Below are 23,448 nucleotides of genomic sequence, written 5' to 3'. Positions count from 1 at the left end.
AGCGTTTTCAAATATCAGAAATCTTAATAAGGGTCTTTTACATAAGCCAATAACTTGTGTAGTTGTAAAGCTAATTTATAAAGTACAGGCTTCAAGTTATACTTGATGAACCTTTCTGGAAAGGATTTTATTGGAAAATGTTTGTAAAAGATATGATGTTCATCTGTCAATGATTTCAGAAGATATAATTTTTCAAGATGTTCAAAAATCTTATCACGAGCTAGGACATGTTCTTTATGTTTGATAAATGTTTTGAAAAACATAGCCTCGTTGATCACATTCTTTTTTTTATGAGAATTGTTACTGTGCAGACGGTACGAGCATGAAGCTATAGGGTCAAATAAAAAATCATGTTTTTTGCTTAATCGAAGCCACATGTCATGGTCTTCAAACGAAAGCGATTCATCAAAACCTTTTTCGTCGGTAAGGTTTTGTCTTTTTATTAGAACTGACATTGCAGGAATAAAATTCTTGGTGAGCAACATCTCATAATAATTTTGACTTTTGAGACTGAGGTAAGGTAGATGCCTTGCAATGAATTTATTCTGATACAAATTTGAATCTTCATCAATAAGATGAGCATCGGAAAAAACCATCGAAACATTGTCAGACGAGTTTTGCAACATTGCCACATGACGTTCAAATTTATCAGACATCAACAGGTCGTCCAATGCCAACAGCTGTACATATTTACCCTTTGATAGATCCAGAAGTTCATTAAGTGTCTTTGTGATACCTTTATTTTCTGGATGTTTGATAAAAGTGATATTCAGATCAGGATTTTTTGCTATCCAACCGTCAATCACTTGGACAGAATTATCACTGGATGTATCATCACAGATCAAAACTTCATAATTCGTGTAGATCTGTGCCTTAATGCTCTCAAGAGATTCCACAATGAATTTTTCCTGATTGTAGCAAAGACATAATATACTGACTAAGGGCAAATTCTGCATTCCTCTCTTTTATTGATACTGATTCAAAATATGAATAATCTGATTGACTTCTGCGTCACTTATGATAGAAGAAATGGGTAAACTCAAAACTTCCTCATGGATTTTTTCTGTCACTGGAAACGATAAGTTGTTGTAATATTTGTAAGCCTTTTGCTTATGCGGTGGAATCGGATAGTGGATCAATGTCTGAATGCCATTTTCTGTCAGATATTTTTGAAGTTTATCTCTTTTTTTAGTTCTGATCACGAAGAGGTGATACACATGTTCTTTCGGATTTGCCGGTAAAATGGGCAAAATGACCTTGTTGGATTTTATTCCATCAACATATTGCTCCGCAATCTTTCTTCTCTTTTCATTGTCTGCGTCGATATATTTGAGTTTAACATCCAAAACAGAAGCCTGGATCTCGTCCAATCTGCTGTTCAACCCTTGGTATTTATTCACATATTTTTCTTCGGAACCATAGTTGGCAATGGCTCTGATTGTTTTTGCTAAAAGATCATCTTTACACGTCACCGCACCAGCATCACCCAAGGCGCCCAGATTTTTGCCAGGATAGAAACTGAAACCTGCAGCATCGCCTAGATTTCCGGATTTTGTGCCATTCCATTCGGCACCAATGGCTTGTGCATTGTCCTCGATGATCTTCAGGTCATGTTTTTTCGCCAAAGCTTCCAATTCTTCTGACCAGGAGATCTGCCCGTAAAGATGAACGACCATGATGGCTTTGGTTTTTGGCGTGATCAAAGCTTCGATTGCGGAAATGTCCAGATTGAAATTATCAATGTTTGGTTCTGCGAAAACAGGCTTCAAACGATTGTCTGTGATTGCTAGTACAGATGCAATGTAAGTATTGGCCGGAACGATGACCTCATCTCCAAATTTCAACTGTCCAAGTTCGATATAGGCTTTGAAGATCAATCGAAGCGCATCCAGTCCATTCGCAACACCTATGGCATTGGGAGAACCGATGTAAGTCGCTAAGTTTGCTTCAAAGTTTTTCACTTCATTGCCCTGTAGATACCAACCGCTGCGGAAAGTCTCTAAAAGTCTAGCTTCGATTTCGGCTTGGTATTGAAGATTTATTTTTTGTAGGTCTAGGAATTTTATCATTTATTTTTTGCGTACAAGTTTAACTAATAACTTTAAAGAATATCGATTAATGACGTTTATACATCTTATAATCTTTGAAATTAAAATCTTTTACAAGATAATAATTTTTATGTTTATTCGGGATATCTGTTTCAATTTCCCAATTTGGATTGTGGAATAAGATATAAGTTGGTTCATGCTTCGTAATCCAAGAGTCTATATCTCTCTTGGATAAAAAATAGGCATTGTCCTTGCTGACCAGACCACATAGGTCGACGACTTTCCTGTTCGTAAAATAACCGATTATTCCTATTTCTGCAGTGCCAATACTTTCATCTGCCTTTGTGTTATCAAGAATCCATTCTGATATCCTAAAATAATCTTTTTCTCGTTGTACAGCACCTTTATTATGAGAATTAATATATTTATTATTATAATTCAAAATAAAAGAAAAGGAAATAATTACAACAACAAAAATTGCAAAGTTCCTTTTATTTTTTTCAGGTCGCACAAATCTGTTAGCAAAGAATCCAATACCAGTTACCAAAAAATATATTTTTGCAAAAATCAATGGTGTAACGTACCATGTGTATAATGGAACATTGAAGTACAAATAAAATGAAACAAGAAATAGACAGGACAGAATTAGATAGTAATCAAAAGTGTTTTTTTTCTTTAAAATGAGGCTGATAGGGATAAATAATAGGATGAAAAAATATAAATATTTGAAAAGATTTCTGGATTTATAATTATATGTAATCAAGTCTAATGTTCCACCAATAAAATCATACTGATTACCCCAGAATTTTGACATCCCATGATATACTTTAGCTTTTGAAGAATCAGGAAGTACATTGCCATAATAATAAAGATTGAATCCGTAATGAGCAATTAGGACAATGAAAGACATTGATATATATAACATAAAACTATTTTGTAAAGTTCTCTTTTCATATAAAAATAAAATGGCTGTGGTTACAATAAAAAACACACCCTCGGTCCTAGTAATAACTAGAAAAGAGCACACAATAAAATAAAGCAAGTATTTTTCAAAAAGAAAAGAGTAAAAAAGCAGAAAAATTAAAAACAGATACAATCCTGTTTCCATACCTAAGAAAAGGTAGACATTGCTTAAAGAATACAAAATAAGTATGCAAGCAATCATCACTTTATTCAAGGACAATCTCTCAAGAATTTTGTAAATAACAATAATGGATAGTGATATAAAAACATATCCGATGCTGTTATTCAGCAATATTTGATTTTGGATTTTGAAAAGAGAGTTTATCAGTAGATTGATGTAAGTATATAATGGAGAAGTAAGCCCATTGAAGAGCTCATCCTTGTTGTATACCAAACCGAATCCCAAGGCAAAGTTTTTTATGTAACGGGCATAGATGAGAGTGTCATCAAAAAAGTCATATCTATTGATAAAAAATTTAAGAAAAACAATGACTTCTACGACAAAAAGCAGCAAATAACTAAAGTATTTTTTTTTCATATTCTCATTTGTGTTTAAGTTAAATCAAAGATCAGTTGTAAAAAATAGTTTCATTTAGCTAATGAATGATTTTGACACTTATCTTTTGCATTAATTTGAGAAGTAGTATCCGAAATCTACCTAAAGATAAGGGCATTGAAGGCAAATCGAATCTTCCAATCAATAGGAAAAGTGTTATAGCTTCTTCAAAAATTTAGCAGGATTACCTACCCATATTTCATTTGCGGGAATATCTTTTGTAACCACACTTCCTGCGCCAATTAGCGCATTTTCCCCAATCGTGTTTCCAGCAATAATTGTGGAATTGGCTCCAATAGAAGCTCCTTTTTTCACCAGGGTTTTAGCGAATTGGGCAGGATATTGTTTGGATCGTGGAATCAGATCATTCGTAAAAGTTACGTTTGGCCCAATGAAGACATTGTCTTCTAGTGTAACACCATCCCAAACTTGAACGCCTGGTTTTATGGTAACATTATCTCCGATGGTTACATCATTTTCAATAAAGACATTGCAATTGATATTACAGTTATCACCAATCTTTGCATCTTTCAGAATAACGCAAAATTGCCAAACCATCGTATTTTCACCAATTTTTTCAGTTTGAACATCAGCTAAACTGTGGATGTTATTTTTCATCTTGTATTTTTAAAAATGTGTCATAGTCTCGGATATAATCAGCTTCATTGTAAGTATGTGATGCGAGGACAAGACAAATTGCTCCAGAAGAAAAGTTAATCTCCGAGGCCCATATTCCTGGTGGAATATGCAATCCCATATCAGGACGGTTCAGAAAAACTTGTCTTTTGTAATGTCCATCATCCAAAGAAACTTCAAAGCTTCCACTGGCTGCAATCAGAAATTGATGACATTCTTTATGGGAATGTGCACCTCTATTTTCGCCTCCGGCAATATCATATAAATAGAAAATCCTTTTTACATCAAAAGGAAAAGAAGAATTATTTTCAACAACGGTAAGATTACCTTCATCGAAATTGATCTTACCCAAGTTGATCACACTGCAGTCAAATATTGAGGTTTTATTTTTCATCTGCCAATCTTTTAAATTCTTCGAAATCTCTTATATAATCAGTTTCATCATAGGTTTTATCAGAAACGATGAGGGCTAACGAGTTTGTGGAAAAATTTTCCAGTTTTCGCCAAAACATTTTTGGGATGTGCAAACCATGGTAAGATCGATTCAATGAGAATCTTTTCTCTTCCTTACCATCATGGATCACCACATCAAAACTGCCAGAGAGTGCAACGATGAATTCCTGCTGCTCCTTGAAAGCATGACTTCCTCTTACTTCTCCACCAGGAACATCGTAAATCCAGTAGGTCCTTTCAATTTCGAAAGGTAGCTGGTTTGGATATTCAAAGAAAGAAAGATTGCCTCTCTTATCTAATATTTTGGGGAGATCTATTAGTTTTGGATTGATCATGGAACTTGTAATTTGTAATCGAAATTAGGTCTTATTATGCCAGGCATTTGAGTGATATTCGTCCCTATCTTCACATTTTCAACCTCAAAACCGACAATCTCATCACAAATATATAATGCTTTTCTTTGGTCTTGCCCGAATATTAATTTGAAATAATAATTTCCTGCATTAAGGAGATTGGCAGGAATCTCAAACTCAACGGTATATTCTCCTTTTTTAGAATCTTTATTGGTTGTGACCAAAGCACCAGTATGGAAAACGACGCTTTCTTCGTAGGTTCTGAGTTCGAATGTGGTATCCAAATTGATGTTTTCGGAATAATTGTAGAACCTCAATCTTACTTTTGCGCCAGAGTCGATATCTAGGAAGCTATTATTTTGGGATTTAACAGAGAATTCCAAAATTCGGATATACTCGTTTCCCAGAGCTGTTTCGATGGAGCCGTTATGTAGATAGCTACTTTGTTTTTGAGAACTTTTCTGATATTCCATGATTGTTTCCAAGATTCCGCCTTTATAATCCAATTGGCCTTGGTTCAACAAGATGCCTTTCGAACACAGTTCTTTTACTGCAGTCATATTATGGCTTACAAAAAGAACCGTCCTGCCTTCTCCTTTGGAGACGTCGCCCATTTTTCCAAGGCATTTTTTTTGGAATTCGGCGTCACCTACGGCCAATACTTCATCTACAATAAGTATTTCGGATTCCAAATGAGCCGCAACTGCAAAAGCTAGTCGCACGTACATTCCGGAAGAATATCTTTTTACGGGTGTATCAATGTATCTTTCAACTCCTGAAAAATCAACGATCTCGTCAAATTTTCTAGTGATTTCTTTTCTGGTCATTCCAAGTATGGCGCCATTCAGAAATACGTTTTCCCGACCGGTCATTTCCGGATGAAATCCTGTTCCAACTTCCAATAATGAAGCGATTCTTCCTTTGGTCGATATTTTTCCAGTAGTAGGCTTTGTAACTTTACTAAGTAACTTTAATAAAGTCGATTTACCAGCACCATTTCTTCCAATAATTCCGACAGCGTCACCTTGTGTGATCTCAAAATCAATATCTCGGAGAGACCAGACGTAGTCGCTGTTTCCTTTTTGTGTTCTATCGTTAGAATCGCCAATCTTCAAATATGGATCTTCTTTTCCACGGATTTGATGCCAGAAACGATTGAGGTCATGAGAAAGAGATCCTGTTCCAACTTGGCCCAGACGGTATTGTTTAGATATATTTTCAGCTTTAAGTGCTAATGCCATTTTTTTATTTAGTTTAAAATTAGACCGTATCCATAAAGCCTTTCTCCACTTTGTTGAAGATCACGGTTCCTATGACGAAAATAACGAAGATAAGAACAGTACTGATCAGCAACATTGGAGCACTGAAATCACCTACGCCCAACCACGCATATTTAAAACATTCAAAAATTCCGGTCAAAGGATTGTAGAAAGCGATGGTCTTGAAAATGCCTTTTAAGCTTGAGGCAGGATAGATGACGGGCGTTGCATACATGTACAAACTGATTCCAAATGTCAAAAGCATTTGAAGATCACGATATTTTGTAGTGAGCGATGAAAAGATCATTCCCATTCCCAAAGCAAAAATGGCCATCAAAACAATTAGTAACGGTGTTGCGAGAATCCACCAGTTAGGTTGAACTTCTCCCTTGAATAGATAATAAAAAAAAGCAATCAGAAAAAGTCCCATTTGGACTCCGAAACGCATTAAATTAGAAAGTACAATCGAGATTGGCATGATCAATCTTGGGAAATAGACCTTGCCGAAGATGCCTGCATTGTTTGTAAAAACATTAGATGTTGCGGTAAGACATGAGGAAAAATAATTCCAAAGTGTGATTCCTGCAAGATAAAATAGGATTTTCGGTGCTCCGTCTGTAGATAACTTTGCAATATTCCCAAAAACAACAATGTAAACTACTGTCGTAAAAATTGGATTAATAAAAAACCAGATCGGACCCAAGATGGTCTGTTTGAAACTTGAAACAAAATCCCGCTTGACAAACATGTATGCCAGATCTCGATATCGCCAAACTTCTTTTAAGTTGAGGTCAAATAAAGAATGACTGGATTCAATCGTTTCGGTCCATTGATGGTCTTGAGAATCACTCATTTATGTTTAGTGTTTTTATTTAATTAGGTCTTTCAGATATTGTCCATATCCGCTTTTGCCATATTTAGCCGCGGTTTCAAGGAGTTTTTCTTCATTGATGAACCCATTTCTGAAAGCGATTTCCTCGATACACCCGATTTTGAAGCCTTGTCTTTTTTCAATCACACTAACAAATTCCGAAGCATCCTGAAGAGAATCAAAAGTTCCCGTATCCAACCAAGCTGTTCCTCTGTCAAGAACACCAACTTCCAATTTACCTTTGCTAAGATAAACATTATTGATATCAGTAATTTCTAGTTCACCTCTTGGAGATGGTTTTATGTTTTTTGCAATTTCAACGACCTCATTATCATAGAAATAAAGTCCTGGAACAGCGTAGTTTGATTTCGGTTTAGCAGGTTTTTCTTCAATAGAAAGTGCTTTGAAATCTTGATCAAATTCCACAACTCCATATCTTTCTGGATCAGAAACATGGTAAGCGAAAACAACACCGCCGTCCGGATTGGTTTTATTCTTAAGTAGAGTCCCCATCTCGGAACCATAGAAGATATTATCTCCTAAAACCAATGCTGCAGAATCTTCTCCAATGAATTGATCTCCAAGGATAAAGGCCTGTGCTAATCCGTCTGGACTTGGCTGCACCACATATTCTATATTACATCCCAATTGAGATCCATCGCCCAAAAGCTTGATGAATCCTGCCTGGTCGTGTGGTGTAGTGATGATCAAAATATCTTTGATCCCAGCCAACAACAATGTTGAAAGCGGGTAGTAGATCATCGGTTTGTCATAGACTGGCATCAACTGCTTGCTCACAGCAATTGTCAATGGAAAAAGTCTGGTTCCGGATCCGCCGGCTAATATGATTCCTTTCATAATGGTTTTCAGTTTGTGTTATGAATACTGTCCGTCGTAGTATTTCTGATAATCACCAGAAGTCACATTTTCCAGCCATTCTTTGTTTTCCAAGAACCAATCGATGGTTTTCCCTAAACCTTGTTCGAAGGTTACGGATGGCTTCCAACCAAGATCTTTGTTCAGTTTTGTAGCATCTATAGCGTATCGTTTGTCGTGGCCTGGTCTGTCTTTCACGTAAGTGATCAATTTTTCTGAATGGCCTGCAGGTTTTCCAAGCTTTTCATCCATTTGCTTGATCAATTCCTTAACCAAGTCAATATTCTGCCACTCGTTGAAACCGCCGATATTGTAAGTTTCTCCAGTTTTTGATTCGTTGAAGATCTGATGGATTGCTTTAGCGTGATCGATCACAAACAACCAGTCTCTTGTATATTTTCCATCTCCATAAATCGGCAAAGGTTTTTCATTGATGATATTCGAAATACAAAGCGGGATCAATTTCTCAGGGAAATGATTTGGGCCGTAGTTATTAGAACAGTTTGAAAGAATAAACGGCATTCCATAAGTATTCCCGTAAGCTCTTACCAAATGGTCAGAAGCCGCTTTTGAAGCTGAATATGGCGATTGTGGATCGTAAGGTGTAGTTTCCAAGAAGAAACCTGTCTCTCCTAAACTTCCGTACACTTCATCCGTGGAAACGTGATAAAAAAGATTTTTTCTAGGCTCGTTCGGGAATCTTCCGTGTGTATGATCGGGGTTTAAAGTCCAGAATTCGATGCAAAGATTAAGAAGATTAGCTGTTCCGTTCACATTCGTATTAATAAAAGCATTAGGATCTGTAATACTTCTGTCAACGTGGCTTTCTGCAGCTAAATGTACAACTGCATCTGGATTATATTTTTCAAAAACCTTTCTAAGTTCTTCAGGTTTTGTAATGTCTGCTTTTTCGAAAACGTAGTTAGGTTCGTTCTCGATATCCTTAAGATTTTCAAGATTTCCAGCATAGGTCAATGCATCAAGATTGATGATCTTTGACTCTGGATTATTTTTTACAAATTCTCTTACAACGTGAGATCCGATGAAACCGGCACCTCCGGTAATGATGATGTTTTTCATTTGTGATATTATTGAGTTACTAATTTTCTACCGATGCTTTTGTAGAAAAATTTATTTTGTTCTGGCAATTCCAGTGGAAACATATTTCGTCCGTCAAAAATGGCTTTGTTGATCATTTTCTCGGCCATCAGACTGAAGTTTGGATTTTTGAATTCCGGCCACTCTGTAGCAATTAAAAGCGCATCAGCACCTTCCAGCGCAGAATACATGTCTTTTGCATAAGTGATCTTGTCACCTAATATTTTCTTTACATTGTCTTCTGCAATAGCATCATAAGCCACCACTTCAGCACCTTTTTCCAACAAAAGTTTGATGTTGTCAAGAGAAGAAGCCTCTCTAATGTCATCTGTATTTGCCTTGAAAGCCAATCCCCAAACCGCAATTTTTTTACCTTGAAGATTACCTCCGAAATATTTTTCCAATTCCGGAACCAAGATTACTTTTTGAGTTTTATTAATGTTTTCTGTAGCGTCTAGCAATTGGAAATCATAACCTTCTTGCTTTCCGCTGTTTAGTAATGCTTTTACATCCTTCGGGAAACAGCTGCCGCCATAACCAATTCCCGGGAAAAGGAATCTGTGACCTATTCTATCATCACTTCCCATTCCAAGTCTCACAAGATCAACGTCAGCTCCTACTTTTTCGCAGAAGTTGGCAATCTCGTTCATGAAGGTGATTTTTACTGCTAGGAAAGAGTTGGCAGCGTATTTTGTCAATTCAGAGGATCTCTCGTCCATATTGATAATAGGAACGCCGATGTTGGTGAATGGCTGGTATAACTTCGCCATAATGTTTCTAGCTTTTTCAGAAGTAGAACCGATGATCACACGGCTCGGATTCATACAATCTTCTACTGCAAATCCTTCTCTCAAAAATTCTGGATTGGAAACTACATCGAAAGGAATGTCCGTTTTTGCGGCAATTGTTTCTCTTACTTTGTCAGCAGTTCCAACGGGAACAGTGCTTTTATTGACAATAACTTTATATTCCGTCATCAGGTCGCCGATGTCGTTGGCAACTTTCAAAACATAAGAAAGGTCTGCAGACCCGTCCTCACCTGGAGGCGTTGGCAATGCCAAAAATATAACTTCGCTCTTTTCTAAAGCTTCTTTCAGGTCAGTGGTGAAAAAGATACGTTCTGCCTGGATGTTTCTTAAGAACATCTCTTCCAGACCTGGTTCATAGATAGGAACCACGCCGTTTTTCATTGCTTCTACCTTTTTTTCATCTATATCTACACAATAGACAGAGTTTCCTATTTCTGCCAGTGTAGTTCCTGTAACTAGGCCCACATAGCCGGTGCCAACAATTGTTATATTCAAGAGAATAAGTTTTAATTTCCGCAAAAATAAGAAAATTTAGTTGAAGTCTATGTAAATGAAATATTAGCTTTTTGTTTGTTTTAATAAATTTGATTATCTTTGCCAAAGATTTACGGGAAAATGGGAAGGCTTTCGCAAGAATGCCTTTTTTCGTAGATGTAACTAGGAGTAATATTTATGGAATTTAAAACAGAATTAAGTCGCTTACTTAATGAGTTTCTAGAAACTAGACCGGATCTTTTTTTAGTGGATCTGAAAATCTCTGCAACATCTGATGTGACAGTGATTTTGGATGGTGACAATGGTGTTACCCTTCAGGATTGTCTGGATGCCAGCAGAGCAATTGAGTTCAATATGGATCGCGAGATCCACGATTTCAGTTTGCAGGTGATGTCTTCCGGATTGAGTGAGCCACTTGAGTATCCGAGACAATTTAGAAAAAACATTGGAAGAGAGATCGAGGTGATGTTTGCGGATTCTACAAAAGTTGAAGGCGAACTTTTATCAGTTGATGATGAAAAGATCGTTCTGAGATTAGAATACAGACAACCGAAACTTGTTGGAAAAGGAAAAGAAGATGTAGTAGAAGAGAGAGAGATTCCTTACACCGACATCAAAAAAGCATTAGTAGTAATTAAATTTTAACAATTAGATGAATTGATGTTGATTCAGTAAAGATCAATTATCAACCGTCATTTATCAATTATATATAGGATATGGATAATTTAGCTTTAATAGAAGCCTTTGGTGATTTTAAAGAAATAAAGAATATCAGCAAAATAGACTTAATGGCTATTATCGAAGATTCTCTTAAGACTCTTCTTAGAAAAAGATATGACTCTGATGACCATTTTGATGTGATCGTGAATCCTGACAAAGGGGATTTTCAGATTTTCTTGAACAAAACTATCGTTGAAGACGAGATGTCCGAAGATGATGATCTTGAAATCGAGATCTCTGAGGTTAGAAAGATCGATTCAACTTTCGAAGTTGGTGAGGAATATACGCAGGAGATCGAAGTTGCAAATCTTGGGAGAAGAAGTATCTTAACTTTGAAGCAGATCTTGGCTACGAAAATCCAGGAGCATTTTAACGCTTCTTTGTATGAGCAGTTCAAAGACAGAATCGGAGAAATTATCATTGGTGAAGTTCACCATATCCGTCACAAACATGTGATTCTTTTGGATGATGAGGATAACGAATTCATCTTGCCTAAGGAAAATCAAATCCCTTCTGATTTCTTCAAAAAAGGAGAAACTGTGAAAGGAATTGTAGAAAGCGTAGACTTCCGAGGTTCAAAACCACAGATCATCGTTTCCAGAACAGCGCCTAAATTCCTTGAAGAATTATTGGAGCTTGAGATCCCTGAGATCCAGGATGGAACGATTATCCTTAAAAAAGTAGTGAGAATTCCTGGTGAGAAAGCGAAGATCGCAGTTGATGCCTACGATGACAGAATTGATCCTGTTGGAGCTTGTGTTGGTGTGAAAGGTTCAAGGATCCACGGGGTTGTAAGAGAACTTAAAAATGAGAATATTGATGTGATCCAATGGTCAAAAAATCCTGAGATCTTTGTGAAGAGAGCTTTAGGAAATATCATCATCAATAAAATTGAAATAAACGAAGAATCTAACTACGCATTGGTTTACACGCCAGTAGAAGAGATCTCTAAAGTGATCGGTAAACAAGGTCAAAATATCAAGTTGGCATCATGGTTGACAGGTTATGAAATTGATGTTTACAGAGAAACTTCTGATGACGACGATGTTGAGTTGAGAGAATTCTCCGATGAGATTGAAGCTTGGATCATCGATGAGTTCAAAAAAGTTGGGCTTACCACTGCAAGAAGTGTCTTGGACAAAGATACCGACGCATTGTTGAAAATCGTGGATCTTGAGGAAGAGACCATCGAAGATGTGAAGAACATTCTAAGAGAAGAATTAGAAGGTTAATAAAATGAAGTAAAGTTTTTTGAATACTTTTGAAAAACTAAATTTTAATAAAAAGAAAAAAATAAAGCAAAAGCTTAAAACGCTAAAGCCAAAAGCAAATTTATATTTATGCCAAAAATAAGATTAAATAAAGCCGTTAAAGAACTTAACATTTCTATCCCAAGAGCTGTGGAATATCTGCAGGGAAAAGGGATCGAGGTGGATAGTAATCCTAACGCTCTATTAGAAGAACAGGCATTTTCTGCATTGGAAGCTGAGTTCCGAAAAGATGGAGAACAGAGAAAAGCTTCTCATGAGGTGGTTATTTCTAAAGTTCCTGACGAAAAATTAGCGATCGAAGAAAAAGCACCTGAGGTTATAAGAGCCAAATCAAACGCAAGACCTGAGACCAGGATCTTGGGCAAAATCGACTTGAATCCTACGGCTAAGCCTGCGGAAGAAGTTGTTCCTACTCCTGAATCAGTGGTAGAAGAGAAAAAAGAAGTACAACCAGAGGTTGTGAAAAAAGAGGAAAAGCAAGAGTTCAAAGTGCTTGATAAGATCGACCTTTCAACCATTGATACAGGAAGACCAAAGCCTTCTGAGAAACCAAAAGTGACTGAGAAACCTGCAGAGGAACCAAAACCTGTCATCAAAGAAGAGCCAAAACCAGAACCTAAAGTTGAAGAGCAACCAGCAGCAAAACCTGTTGAGATCGTTCAAGGTCCGGATTCTGAGGATTCCCAAAAGATAGAAACTGTTTACCAAAAATTAGACGGTCCGAAAATCGTTGGTGAAAAAATCGATTTGACTCAATTCAATAGAAAACCATCTTCTAACTCAAATAATAACGCTGCCAAAAAGAAAAGGAAGCGTATTACCAAAGATGTTCCAGGTCAAGCCAATACCAATCAAGGAGGAAATACTCAAGGTGGTGCTAACAGACCTGCAGGACAAGGTAACAACCAAGGCAATCGCCCGCCAGGACAAGGTGGAAACCGTCCAGGAGGAAACAACAATCGTCCAGGAGGGAATAACCGTCCAGGAGGAAACAACAGAGGTGGCCAAGGACAAGCTCGTACAATGCCAGTTGAACTGACAGACGAGCAAGTTAAAAATCAAATCAAAGAAACTTTAGAAAAACTGACCAATAAAGGTGGGAAATCTAAAGGTTCTAAACATAGAAAAGACAAAAGGTCTTGGAGAAGAGAGCAGGATGAGATCCAGCAGGAAATTGATGCACAAGACAGAACTCTTAAAGTAACTGAATTCATTACGGTTAGCGATCTTGCTAGTTTGATGAATGTAAGTGCGACAGAGGTAATCTCTGCTTGTTTCTCTCTAGGAGTAATGGTGACGATGAACCAACGTTTGGAAGCCGATACATTATTGTTGGTTGCTGACGAATTTGGTTTCAAAATCGAATTCTCTGATGCTGATGTTGAAGAAGCAGCAGCAGACGATGTTGAAGATCTAGCAGAAGATCTATTACCAAGAGCAGCCGTTGTTACTGTGATGGGACACGTGGATCACGGTAAAACATCTTTGCTGGATTATATTAGAAAAACAAATGTGATCGCTGGTGAGTCCGGAGGTATTACACAGCACATTGGTGCTTATAACGTGAAATTGGAAAGTGGACAGAGAATTACATTCTTGGATACACCAGGTCACGAGGCATTTACCGCGATGAGAGCCAGAGGTGCTCAGATCACGGATATCGCTATCATCGTTGTTGCAGCGGATGATGACGTAATGCCACAAACAAAGGAAGCTATTGCACACGCACAGGCTGCCGGCGTTCCAATGATCATTGCGATCAATAAAGTAGATAAAGCAGGCGCAAATCCAGATAAGATCAGAGAGCAACTTTCGGCAATGAATGTCTTGGTTGAAGAATGGGGTGGAAATGTACAGGCACAAGAGATCTCTGCTAAATTTGGTAACAATGTAGATCTGTTATTAGAAAAAGTATTACTTCAGGCAGAAATGTTGGAATTGAAATCAAATCCAAACAAACAGGCAAGTGGAGTAGTAATAGAAGCAGCCTTGGACAAAGGACGTGGATATGTAGCAACAATGTTGGTTCAAAACGGAACTCTGAAAGTGGGAGATTACGTGCTTGCAGGTAAAAACCACGGTAAAGTGAAAGCAATGCTAGACGAACGTGGAAAAGCCATGGAAACAGCAGGACCATCAATTCCGGTAACGATTCTAGGTTTGGACGGCGCGCCAACAGCGGGAGACAAATTCCGAGTTTTTGCTGATGAGAAAGAAGCGAAAACGATTGCAAATAAGAGAGAACAGCTTCAAAGAGAGCAGTCTATCAGAACCAAGAAACACTTGACGCTCGATGAGATCGGTCGTCGTATCGCTCTAGGTGACTTTAAGGAATTGAATATTATCTTGAAAGGTGACGTGGATGGTTCGGTTGAAGCATTGTCAGATCAATTGCAAAGGTTATCTACTGAAGAGATCCAGGTTAATATCCTTCACAAAGGTGTTGGTCAGATCACAGAATCTGATGTATTGCTAGCGGCAGCGTCTGATGCGATTATGATAGGATTCAACGTAAGAGCAAGTGTGAATGCAAAAGATATTGCAGATAAAGAAGAAGTAGAGATCAGAACATATTCTATCATCTACCGAGCAATCGACGAAGTGAAGGAAGCGATGGAAGGCATGCTTTCTCCAGAGATCCAGGAACAAGTGATTGGTAACGTGGAGATCAGAGAAGTATTCAGAATTTCTAAAGTTGGATCCATCGCAGGTTGTATGGTTCTTACCGGTAAGGTAACCAGAAATTCTAGTATTAGACTCCTTAGAGATGGTATTGTGAAATTTGATGGCGAACTTGAAAGTTTGAAACGTTTCAAAGACGACGTGAAAGAAGTGACCAAAGGTTACGAATGTGGACTTAACATCAAAGGTTACAACGATATCGAAGAAGGTGATATCCTTGAGGTCTATGAAGAAGTAGCCGTTAAGAAGAAATTGAAATAAGATTATAATATACTATACTTGAAACCGCCTTTTTGGCGGTTTTTTTGTGCCGTAACTATTATTTGTAATAGTTCTAAATAAAATATTTAGAATTAATAATTTTAATATGGTTGTCAGACGACATGACCATACTGTTAATATTATTTAATCATATTTTCAACTAAATAAAAAATATATTGATTTATTTTTATTGTATTATAATAATTGTGATCAAATTCACAATAATACTTGCCTATAATTTTTGCGGTGTTAAAATTTTTTAACATATTTGCAGATTATAATTAAATAGTGTTAATATGAATGTAAAATTACGTGTGCTTAGTGCAGGTGCTATTTTCTTTTTAGGAATTGCAGCAAATGCACAAAGAAAGAAAGCAGATACTGTTACTAAAACGAATGACATTGAAGAGGTAGTGGTTTTGGGTACATATGGTATTAAAGAAACCCAAGAACAAAAAGTTGGTTCTTATTCAATAGTTTCCTCAAAGGCATTAGAGAAACCTAATGCATTGTCAGTTGATATGGCTATTGCTGGTCAGGTCTCTGGAACAGTAATAACTGCTAACAGCGGACAGCCCGGGTCAAATGCCAAAGTTCTTATCAGAGGTATTAGCAGTTTGACCGGTGACAATCAACCTCTTTACATTGTTGATGGTGTTCCAGTCCTTGTAGGAGATCAAGCAGGTGTAGCGACAACCTCAAATGCATTGGCTATGATTGATCCTACAGATATAGAAAGTGTTGAAGTGCTAAAAGACGGAGCTACAACATCTATATATGGTTCGCGTGCTGCTGCAGGTGTAATTATAATCAAAACTAAATCTGGTAGAGGTGGGAAAGGAAAATTGACGATGATGGCAGAATACGGTTTTGGAACACCAGCATTCGAGAGATATGAATTTCAAAATGCACAAGAGCAGGTTAATGCATTGATAAAAGGATACATGGCAAATGGGCAATCCTTAGAAGACGCAACCTTTACTGTTTTAAATAAAGATTCTGGTCTTTTGAAAAGTTGGGATGGTACTAGGGATATCGATTGGGAGGATGCAACAAGAAGATCTGCGACAGGTGCGTCAAAATACAATTTAAATTATTCTTTTGGAAACGAAAAAATAAAAGGATATGCATCAATTGGTAATACAGAACAAGAAGGTATCATTAGGGATGCTCTATATAAGAGAATGAATGCAACTATTAAGATTGATGCAAAAGTTAATGATAAAATATCAATTTCCTCTTCCAATATGATTTCTAGGGCTACTCAGTATGGTCCATTGGATTTCGGTTATTTTGCCAATCCAGTCTTGTCAGCAAGATTCACACCTAATACAAACTCCATTTACAATGCTGATGGCAGCTATAATCTAGATATTAATGGAGGCGTAGGAAATGCAGGATTTAACCCCGTGGCTATTCAGGACGTAAATAGTAGAAAATCAGTGTTTACAAAAATACTTTCTTCTTTTGGTTTTAATTATAACATACTTAAGCATCTTAGATTTTCTTCAAATGTTGGAGTTGACTATAATTATTACGATGAGAATGAATATAGAAACCCAGACTTTGGAGATGGTAATAATGCGGCAAATGGAATTACAGGTCTAGCTATACAAAGTAATTATACATACACAACCCTTAACTGGTCAAATTTCTTTAACTACGACTTCAAGATAAATGATGATCACAAGTTTACTGCGACTGCAGGTACGGAAACAACAATCAAATGGTCTAAGTATCCTTATCAAGCCTCAACTGGTTTTAAGTCAGGGCACTATGAGCAAAATGTAGTTTCTTGGGGTACAACACCTTTTGCAACTCAATCTTATCAAGAGAAGTTTCATTTAATAGGTTATATTGGAAGATTATCTTATGGTTATAGGGATTATTTCAATGTGATGGGGTCATTTAGAAGAGATGGTTATTCACACTTTGGAGACAACAAAAAATATGGAAATTTTTGGGCTTCAGGAGCCAACGTAAATTTTCACAATATTATTGATTTAAGCTCTGTATTTGATGAGTTAAAAGTAAGGGCCAGTTATGGAGAGGTCGGTAGTACAAATAATATGATGTATACCAATAGAGCTACATTAGGCCAATCATCATACATGCTATCAGGAGGTTATACAATCAATAATCCAGGAAATCCAAATTTGCAGTGGGAATCCTCTAAAAAAAGTAATATTGGTCTTGATTTAGGATTTGCAAATAATAAATTAAGAGTGTCATTTGATATTTATAAAAATATTATTAGTGATCAATTGACGAACAATATTCCAAACGCTCCTTCAACAGGATTTGGTTTGTTAACAGGTAATGCGTTGAAATCAGAGAGTAAAGGTTTTGAAAGTACTTTGTCATATGATCCTGTAAAAAATGATAATTTTACTTGGGCGATTAATGGTAACTATTCTTATAATAGAGCTAAGGTTCTGAGTGTGAATGGACCCTTAGAACAAACTTATTTTAAAAGATATGCTGTAGGACATGATCCTTCTGAATGGTATTTGGCAAGTTATATTGGTGTGGATCCTAGTAATGGAGATGCTTTGTGGTATACAGATGCAACCCGTACAACAGTAAGTAACGGGCAGGCCTCATCCGCAACTATCAATAGAGATTATGTAGGTGAAAAGTCAATTCCTACACATACAGCTGGTTTGACCAATAGTTTTACATATAAAAAACTAAGCTTTAGCTTCTTAGCGACTTATGCGGGTGATTTCTCTGTTTATGACCTATGGGGAAGATACTATGATGCTGATGGCCAAGATGTCGGAATAAAACAAGTTAAAGATGTTTCAAATGCATGGAGCCCTGATAATACTGGAGCAGATCGTCCACAGTATAGACCTGGTAATACTGTTAACAAGTACCATTCCACAAGATATCTTTACAAAGGGGATTATATAAAATTAAAAAGTGCAGAATTAGGATTTAGATTAAATAAGGATGATCTTAAAGTAAAAGAAATTAATAGTGTTTATTTCTATGTCAGAGGAATCAATTTATTGACTTTCACATTTGATAAAGATCTTCCATTTGATCCAGAATCAAATAGTAATACAGTCGGTAATTATGTCGGTGGATCTGGGATCTATGATCAGACACAGCCTATTATGAGACAGATAATGTTTGGGGCTGTAATAGACTTTTAATTATTAAACTTTAAAAAATGAAAAACAATATATTTATTTCGGGTGCTATCGCTGCAGTCTTATCCATTACTTCTTGCTCAGATAGTTATTTGCAGGAAGATTATTATCCAGCGACATATATTCCTTTAGATAATAATACAATTAAAACAAACGAAGATTTACAGAATTCCGTAAGAGGTCTTTACGCTTCATTATCTAATATCAATGGTTTTGGGGGGGACTATTTTACCTATCAAGAATTAACAGGGGATATTGGTTTTGTAAGTATTAGAAACTCAGGGTATTATGTTTCAACAAATGCTTTCAACCATCTCATCGTGGATGGAGGTGCGAGTGGCGGTATCTGGGGTGCATTTTATAATACAATTGCAAACGCAAATCTTATGTTGTCTTATGAGGGCAAAATTCCAGATGGGGAAGAAGGAATCGTAAAGTCTAATACTTTATTTGCACATGCTAAAGTGGTCCGTGCTTACAACTATTTAGCATTACTAGGACTCTTTTCACCTAATTATGGAGAAGGTGATCAAAGTTTGGGTGTTCCGTACCCAACTACTTATGATATAGAAGCTAAATTACCTAGGGCAAGTGTTGAAACAGTAATCAACAATGTGATTGCTGATTTAGAATCTTCATTAGCGACATTCACGAGTGATCAGACATCGGCCATCTATGCGGATAACAAATCTTTTAATTCAAATGCTATCAACTTATTGTTAGCAAGAGCATATCTATTTAAAAAAGATTACAACAAAGCACAGCAATATGCCCAAGCAGTTATTGACTTAGGAGCTCCACTAAGTACCGGAAGTGGTTTTGCATCATTATTTTTACTGACAGGTGAAAATAACACAGAAGTGCTTTTTCAAATAGATTATACCAATCCAGGCGGAACTAACTCTCTTACTACGTATTGGGGAACAGCTGGAAACTATAAACAAAATTTTATGGCACAACCGTTCTTTAATTCATTTATGAAAAATCCAGCTGTGCCCAATCAAGCTACTGCTTCGGATATTCGCATAAAGAATACAGCATGGTATCAAAATAATGCAACGACGTATCCTGATTTGCCAGCACCAATAAATGTTAAAAAGTACAACAGTGGTTTTAGGGATGTGATACAGTTGAGAAAAACAGAGGCAATATTTATAAAAGCAGAAGCTCAGTATCACACGGATCCTACAGCAGCATTTCAGACACTCAAAACTTGGGTAATTGGATATAGAGATACTGATTATAACAAAACTTTTACGGGTACTGCAGTTTTAGATGAGATACTAAGACAAAAAGGTTTTGAATTTTTTCTCGAGGGAACAAGATTTACTGACCTTAAAAGAAATAATAAGTCTATCGTAAAATATCAAACAGGATCAGATGGTAATCCTTTGGCAACTATTCCTGTTGGTGATAAGAGGTTTATATGGCCAATACCTTTTAATGAAATGCAAAATAATCCTAATATTTCGCAAGCTCCTGGGTACTAGTATTATAAATAAAAATAATTATATTTGAATATTAATCTTTAAATTTTATAGTAATGAAAAAAATTTTTACAATTGCAATTTCTGTTTTTGCCTTATACGCAAATGCACAAACAACGCCTTCATGGGTTGCTAAAAGCAGTAACTTTCCCAATGCAAGTACTTATCCAAACGTTCTTGATGCGAAGGGTGAAAATGTTGTTTGGGGCTTTGGTGCAGATGGTACACCAGCAGCAGCAGATTACAGGGTCTTCACAAAGACAGGTGACGGAGGTAATACTTGGACGGGAGGAACTATGACTGGTGTTCCTACTACAGTGTCTATATCTGATATAGCTGCTGGTGATGGGAATACGGCCTGGGTTATCGCTTTTCCAAATACCGGTACCGGCGGTGTGTGGAAAACAACTAACGGTGGAGCTAACTGGACGAAGCAAACAACAGCTTTATTTAATAGTGCTACATCTTTCCCAAATACAATACACTTTTGGGATTTGAATACAGGAGTAGCTGCTGGTGATCCAATAAATGGTAAATTGGAAGTTTACACAACTACGAATGGAGGAACAACTTGGACAGCTGTTAGTGGTGCTACTGCCGCTGCTGGTGAATATGCTTATGTTCATAATGAAGCAGTTGCTGGTAATAGTATTTGGTATGGATCAAATCAAGGTCGTATTTTTAGATCAAATGATAAAGGGGCAACTTGGCTTGAAACTCTTGGAACTCCATTAAGTGATTTTGGAGGGGAAGGAGAGTTTGGATATATAGCCTTAAAAGATGCAAGCACAGCCTGGATTGTAAGTAGTTTCGGTATTCTTTACAAAACAGCTGATGCTGGAGTTAACTTTGAACCTGTTGACATTCAAACAGGTACTTTATATCCAACTTCTATTGCTTATGTGCCTACTACAGACCAAACTTTGTTATGTGGTGGAGCTAGTACTACTTATGGTAGAGGCTCGTCGATAAGTTTTGACGGAGGATCTAATTGGATTGAAATCAATAACAGTAACACTGATATTGGTATTACATCTATCGCAGCAACAAGTACAACTGCTATTTATGGTGGTTCTTTTTCTAGTGCAGGGCAAGGTGTGAATAAATTAACTCCTATATCATTGGCTACTTCTGAAGCTAGTGCTGTTAAAGGCCTATCAATTGCTCCAAACCCAACTTATGGTGATTTAAACATCTCTACAGTTCTTAATGTAAAGGCTGTTGAGATTTTGGATATGAACGGAAGACTTATAAAAACTTTTGGGGCAGATTCTAAAAAATTAGACTTGTCATCTTTAAAAGTGGGTGTATATGCTGTAAAAGTTACTACAGTAGATGGTAAAAGTCAAATTACCAAATTCATCAAAAAATAATTTCAATTATTTTTATAATATTCAATCCCGCAATTTGCGGGATTTTTTATTTCAGTATTATTAGTATTTTTGTACCCAAATTTCCTCGATGAAATATTTATTATTACTGTCATTCGTTTTTAGTGTTCTTGTAAACGGACAACAGGTCAACAAAACAGATTCCAACAAGCCATCTTCAGATACACTCAAAGTAGATTCCGGAGAGAAGGATTCTATGGAGATCTATAAGCCGACGATCAATGATTATTTGGTCAAAACCAGATTTTCTGATAAGAAGATCTATGATACCACTTTTTCAATCGAGAGGTCTTATATTGCCACACAATACAACAAAAAGGATAATTTCGGAAAGATCCCATCGGCCAATATCGGCTCTGGATTTCAAAATTTGGTCTATGAGAAAAATGCGGAACAGAACTTAACGCTGCTCCCAGAAAACAAATCCTTTTACATCAAAGGCGAGAATGACATCAATTATTACGATGTCAAAACACCAACAACAACATTTTTCTACAACAATGCAATGAGAAATGGGGGTCAACTTCAGACAACTTACACGCAGAATGTCGGCAAAAATTTCAACTTTGCATTAGAATACATGGGACTTAGGTCTCAAGGTCTTTATAGAAACAGTTTGGCTTCTAGCAACAACACGATTTTCAGCGGTCATTACAATTCTCCAAACGGAAAGTATGAAGCTTACGCACATTACATTCATCAGAATGTTGATAACCAGGAAAATGGTGGGATTGCTGATATGGACGTTTTCCTAAGTGGAGATTCCAGATTCAACAACAGGCAGAATATCGAAACCAATCTAGAAGGTGTAGAATCTCGCTATTCTTACAGAAGATATTACTTTAGCCAAGAGTTTTCACCTTTTGATCCTGCAAAATATCCTTTCAAACTAAGACATACGATTTACCACCAAGGTAACAAGTATTATTTCACCGAATCAGCTGCCAATACAGATTTCTTCAATTCCGAAAGCATCGATGGTTTTCCATTGGGAAGTAAAAAGTTTTCCAATAATCTAAGCAATACATTTAGTTTGGTTTGGGACAACGAGAAGTTCAAATTGGATGCTGGTTTCCGCCATCAATATTTGGTGTTTGGAAACAAAAACGCTTATCCGATCCTCAATATTCCAGGTTATTTCAAAGAACAAAGAATTGGCGCAGTCGGTAATTTGCAAATTAAATTATTAGACAAGATCCAACTCAAATCTTTCCTGGAGATATCCAAAGGTTCAGAATTTGGCGATTATATCAAGACCACAAACCTTTTGGTGTTCGAACCGATCAAAGATTATTTGGTGGAAGGCCGCGTCAATTTCCAGTCGGCTTATCCGAGTTTCAATTATCTGGTAAATTCGTCACATTACGTAGAACATAATTATTATCTTCAAAGTCCTAACAACGAGGTTGTTACCCAACTTGGAGGAACGGTAAGATTGGCCAAATGGTTTGACACGAAGGTGTTTGTAGATTTCTTCAAGATCGATAATTATACCTATTTCGATAACCTTTCGAAACCGCAACAGAGTTCTTCATCACTTAATATTTCTCAAATTGGTGGTGAAAGCACAGTTAAATATGGTAAGTTCAATCTGAATGGAAAAGTACTGTTCCAAAAAGCATTGAGTAGCCAAGACCTTTTGCCAATGCCGGATTTTATTGGAAGGATCAACTTGTTTTACCAAGCGCCGGCCTTCAAAAAAGCTGCTGAAGTACAAGTTGGGGTCAAGTTGTATTACTTCACCAAATTCGATTCCCGAGAATATTCGCCGATTGTAAACGATTATATTTTACCGGGAACCAATTCGTATTCGATTGGCGGACAACCGATTGCTGATGTGTATTTTAATATGAGGGTCAAGCGTATGTTTTTCTACATAGAAGGTCAGCACATCAATCAAACCTTTATGCAGAACAAATCCTTCACGTCGCCCAATTATCCGATCTACGATTTCAGGCTCAATTTAGGCGTTGTCTGGTATCTTTTCCATTAATTTAATTATGGCAGCTATTTCCGCCTTCCACTCCCGCTTTTTTTGTTATTGCGAACACGTGAGGCCAT

Annotated in this window: 18 protein-coding genes; 7 read left to right on the top strand and 11 right to left on the bottom strand. The window is 36.8% G+C overall.

Translation table 11 applies throughout. The features are described from left to right. Positions 1 to 23 precede the first annotated feature (23 nt). The 11 genes from AXA65_RS17740 to AXA65_RS17690 form a co-directional block, all read right to left on the bottom strand. Positions 24 to 956: a glycosyltransferase gene (locus AXA65_RS17740; RefSeq protein WP_063971390.1), complete on the bottom strand. Its 933-nt coding sequence runs from the start codon at positions 954 to 956 to the stop codon at positions 24 to 26. Between the two features lie 9 nt (positions 957 to 965). Then, positions 966 to 2,069, bottom strand: a complete 1,104-nt coding sequence (locus AXA65_RS17735; RefSeq protein WP_063971389.1) for a DegT/DnrJ/EryC1/StrS family aminotransferase — start codon at positions 2,067 to 2,069, stop codon at positions 966 to 968. 46 nt (positions 2,070 to 2,115) lie between these two features. Then, positions 2,116 to 3,549, bottom strand: a complete 1,434-nt coding sequence (locus AXA65_RS17730; protein WP_063971388.1) for a hypothetical protein — start codon at positions 3,547 to 3,549, stop codon at positions 2,116 to 2,118. A 174-nt stretch (positions 3,550 to 3,723) separates the two neighbouring features. Then, on the bottom strand, positions 3,724 to 4,185 hold the full coding sequence (locus AXA65_RS17725; protein WP_063971387.1) for an acyltransferase: 462 nt from the start codon (positions 4,183 to 4,185) through the stop codon (positions 3,724 to 3,726). After that, the gene (locus AXA65_RS17720; RefSeq protein WP_063971386.1) at positions 4,175 to 4,597 is read right to left on the bottom strand and encodes a sugar 3,4-ketoisomerase; all 423 of its coding nucleotides are present in this window, start codon (positions 4,595 to 4,597) and stop codon (positions 4,175 to 4,177) included. Before AXA65_RS17720 ends, AXA65_RS17725 begins: the two co-directional genes overlap by 11 nt. Beyond that, positions 4,587 to 4,991 carry a sugar 3,4-ketoisomerase gene (locus AXA65_RS17715; protein WP_063971385.1) on the bottom strand — a complete coding sequence of 135 codons (405 nt, stop codon included), beginning with the start codon at positions 4,989 to 4,991 and terminating at the stop codon, positions 4,587 to 4,589. Before AXA65_RS17715 ends, AXA65_RS17720 begins: the two co-directional genes overlap by 11 nt. Then, a complete protein-coding gene (locus AXA65_RS17710; RefSeq protein WP_063971384.1) occupies positions 4,988 to 6,250 on the bottom strand; it encodes a polysaccharide ABC transporter ATP-binding protein in 1,263 nt (420 codons plus the stop codon). The genes AXA65_RS17715 and AXA65_RS17710 overlap by 4 nt, the downstream gene beginning before the upstream one ends. 19 nt (positions 6,251 to 6,269) lie before the next feature. Then, the gene (locus AXA65_RS17705) at positions 6,270 to 7,121 is read right to left on the bottom strand and encodes an ABC transporter permease (protein ID WP_063971383.1); all 852 of its coding nucleotides are present in this window, start codon (positions 7,119 to 7,121) and stop codon (positions 6,270 to 6,272) included. A gap of 15 nt (positions 7,122 to 7,136) precedes the next feature. Then, entirely contained in the window at positions 7,137 to 7,997 is an 861-nt protein-coding gene (gene rfbA, locus AXA65_RS17700; protein WP_063971382.1) for a glucose-1-phosphate thymidylyltransferase RfbA, read from the bottom strand. An 18-nt stretch (positions 7,998 to 8,015) separates the two neighbouring features. Further along, complete coding sequence (gene rfbB / locus AXA65_RS17695; RefSeq protein WP_063971381.1) at positions 8,016 to 9,095, bottom strand: dTDP-glucose 4,6-dehydratase; 1,080 nt, start codon at positions 9,093 to 9,095, stop codon at positions 8,016 to 8,018. Between the two features lie 8 nt (positions 9,096 to 9,103). Next, positions 9,104 to 10,417 (bottom strand): UDP-glucose dehydrogenase family protein, encoded by a 1,314-nt coding sequence (locus AXA65_RS17690; RefSeq protein ID WP_063971380.1) that lies wholly within the window; start codon positions 10,415 to 10,417, stop codon positions 9,104 to 9,106. Positions 10,418 to 10,594: 177 nt separating this feature from the next. On the opposite strand from AXA65_RS17690, the gene rimP reads away from it, so the two are divergent. The 7 genes from rimP (at position 10,595) to AXA65_RS17655 (ending at position 23,380) form a co-directional block, all read left to right on the top strand. After that, positions 10,595 to 11,062: a ribosome assembly cofactor RimP gene (gene rimP / locus AXA65_RS17685; RefSeq protein ID WP_063971379.1), complete on the top strand. Its 468-nt coding sequence runs from the start codon at positions 10,595 to 10,597 to the stop codon at positions 11,060 to 11,062. 71 nt (positions 11,063 to 11,133) lie between these two features. Beyond that, positions 11,134 to 12,369: a transcription termination factor NusA gene (gene nusA / locus AXA65_RS17680; RefSeq protein WP_034963312.1), complete on the top strand. Its 1,236-nt coding sequence runs from the start codon at positions 11,134 to 11,136 to the stop codon at positions 12,367 to 12,369. 108 nt (positions 12,370 to 12,477) lie between these two features. Next, positions 12,478 to 15,351, top strand: a complete 2,874-nt coding sequence (infB, locus tag AXA65_RS17675; protein WP_063971378.1) for a translation initiation factor IF-2 — start codon at positions 12,478 to 12,480, stop codon at positions 15,349 to 15,351. Between the two features lie 296 nt (positions 15,352 to 15,647). Beyond that, positions 15,648 to 18,512 (top strand): SusC/RagA family TonB-linked outer membrane protein, encoded by a 2,865-nt coding sequence (locus AXA65_RS17670; protein WP_063971377.1) that lies wholly within the window; start codon positions 15,648 to 15,650, stop codon positions 18,510 to 18,512. Positions 18,513 to 18,529: 17 nt separating this feature from the next. Beyond that, a complete protein-coding gene (locus tag AXA65_RS17665) occupies positions 18,530 to 19,999 on the top strand; it encodes a RagB/SusD family nutrient uptake outer membrane protein (protein ID WP_063971376.1) in 1,470 nt (489 codons plus the stop codon). A gap of 53 nt (positions 20,000 to 20,052) precedes the next feature. Next, positions 20,053 to 21,369, top strand: a complete 1,317-nt coding sequence (locus AXA65_RS17660; protein ID WP_063971375.1) for a T9SS type A sorting domain-containing protein — start codon at positions 20,053 to 20,055, stop codon at positions 21,367 to 21,369. Between the two features lie 88 nt (positions 21,370 to 21,457). Next, positions 21,458 to 23,380 (top strand): putative porin, encoded by a 1,923-nt coding sequence (locus AXA65_RS17655; RefSeq protein ID WP_063971374.1) that lies wholly within the window; start codon positions 21,458 to 21,460, stop codon positions 23,378 to 23,380. Positions 23,381 to 23,448: the final 68 nt, after the last annotated feature.

The organism is Chryseobacterium sp. FP211-J200, assembly GCF_001643375.1.
Lineage (GTDB): Bacteria > Bacteroidota > Bacteroidia > Flavobacteriales > Weeksellaceae > Epilithonimonas > Epilithonimonas ginsengisoli.
Note: the sequence above shows the minus strand (reverse complement) of the source record. Positions and strands in the feature narration are given on the sequence as shown.

Excerpts from the sequence above, each read along its gene's own strand:
- AXA65_RS17740 (WP_063971390.1), bottom strand. The coding sequence starts at position 956 with ATGCAGAATTTGCCCTTAGTCAGTATATTATGTCTTTGCTACAATCAG.
- AXA65_RS17735 (WP_063971389.1), bottom strand. The coding sequence starts at position 2,069 with ATGATAAAATTCCTAGACCTACAAAAAATAAATCTTCAATACCAAGCC.
- AXA65_RS17730 (WP_063971388.1), bottom strand. The coding sequence starts at position 3,549 with ATGAAAAAAAAATACTTTAGTTATTTGCTGCTTTTTGTCGTAGAAGTC.
- AXA65_RS17725 (WP_063971387.1), bottom strand. The coding sequence starts at position 4,185 with ATGAAAAATAACATCCACAGTTTAGCTGATGTTCAAACTGAAAAAATT.
- AXA65_RS17720 (WP_063971386.1), bottom strand. The coding sequence starts at position 4,597 with ATGAAAAATAAAACCTCAATATTTGACTGCAGTGTGATCAACTTGGGT.
- AXA65_RS17715 (WP_063971385.1), bottom strand. The coding sequence starts at position 4,991 with ATGATCAATCCAAAACTAATAGATCTCCCCAAAATATTAGATAAGAGA.
- AXA65_RS17710 (WP_063971384.1), bottom strand. The coding sequence starts at position 6,250 with ATGGCATTAGCACTTAAAGCTGAAAATATATCTAAACAATACCGTCTG.
- AXA65_RS17705 (WP_063971383.1), bottom strand. The coding sequence starts at position 7,121 with ATGAGTGATTCTCAAGACCATCAATGGACCGAAACGATTGAATCCAGT.
- rfbA (WP_063971382.1), bottom strand. The coding sequence starts at position 7,997 with ATGAAAGGAATCATATTAGCCGGCGGATCCGGAACCAGACTTTTTCCA.
- rfbB (WP_063971381.1), bottom strand. The coding sequence starts at position 9,095 with ATGAAAAACATCATCATTACCGGAGGTGCCGGTTTCATCGGATCTCAC.
- rimP (WP_063971379.1), top strand. The coding sequence starts at position 10,595 with ATGGAATTTAAAACAGAATTAAGTCGCTTACTTAATGAGTTTCTAGAA.
- nusA (WP_034963312.1), top strand. The coding sequence starts at position 11,134 with ATGGATAATTTAGCTTTAATAGAAGCCTTTGGTGATTTTAAAGAAATA.
- infB (WP_063971378.1), top strand. The coding sequence starts at position 12,478 with ATGCCAAAAATAAGATTAAATAAAGCCGTTAAAGAACTTAACATTTCT.
- AXA65_RS17670 (WP_063971377.1), top strand. The coding sequence starts at position 15,648 with ATGAATGTAAAATTACGTGTGCTTAGTGCAGGTGCTATTTTCTTTTTA.
- AXA65_RS17665 (WP_063971376.1), top strand. The coding sequence starts at position 18,530 with ATGAAAAACAATATATTTATTTCGGGTGCTATCGCTGCAGTCTTATCC.
- AXA65_RS17660 (WP_063971375.1), top strand. The coding sequence starts at position 20,053 with ATGAAAAAAATTTTTACAATTGCAATTTCTGTTTTTGCCTTATACGCA.
- AXA65_RS17655 (WP_063971374.1), top strand. The coding sequence starts at position 21,458 with ATGAAATATTTATTATTACTGTCATTCGTTTTTAGTGTTCTTGTAAAC.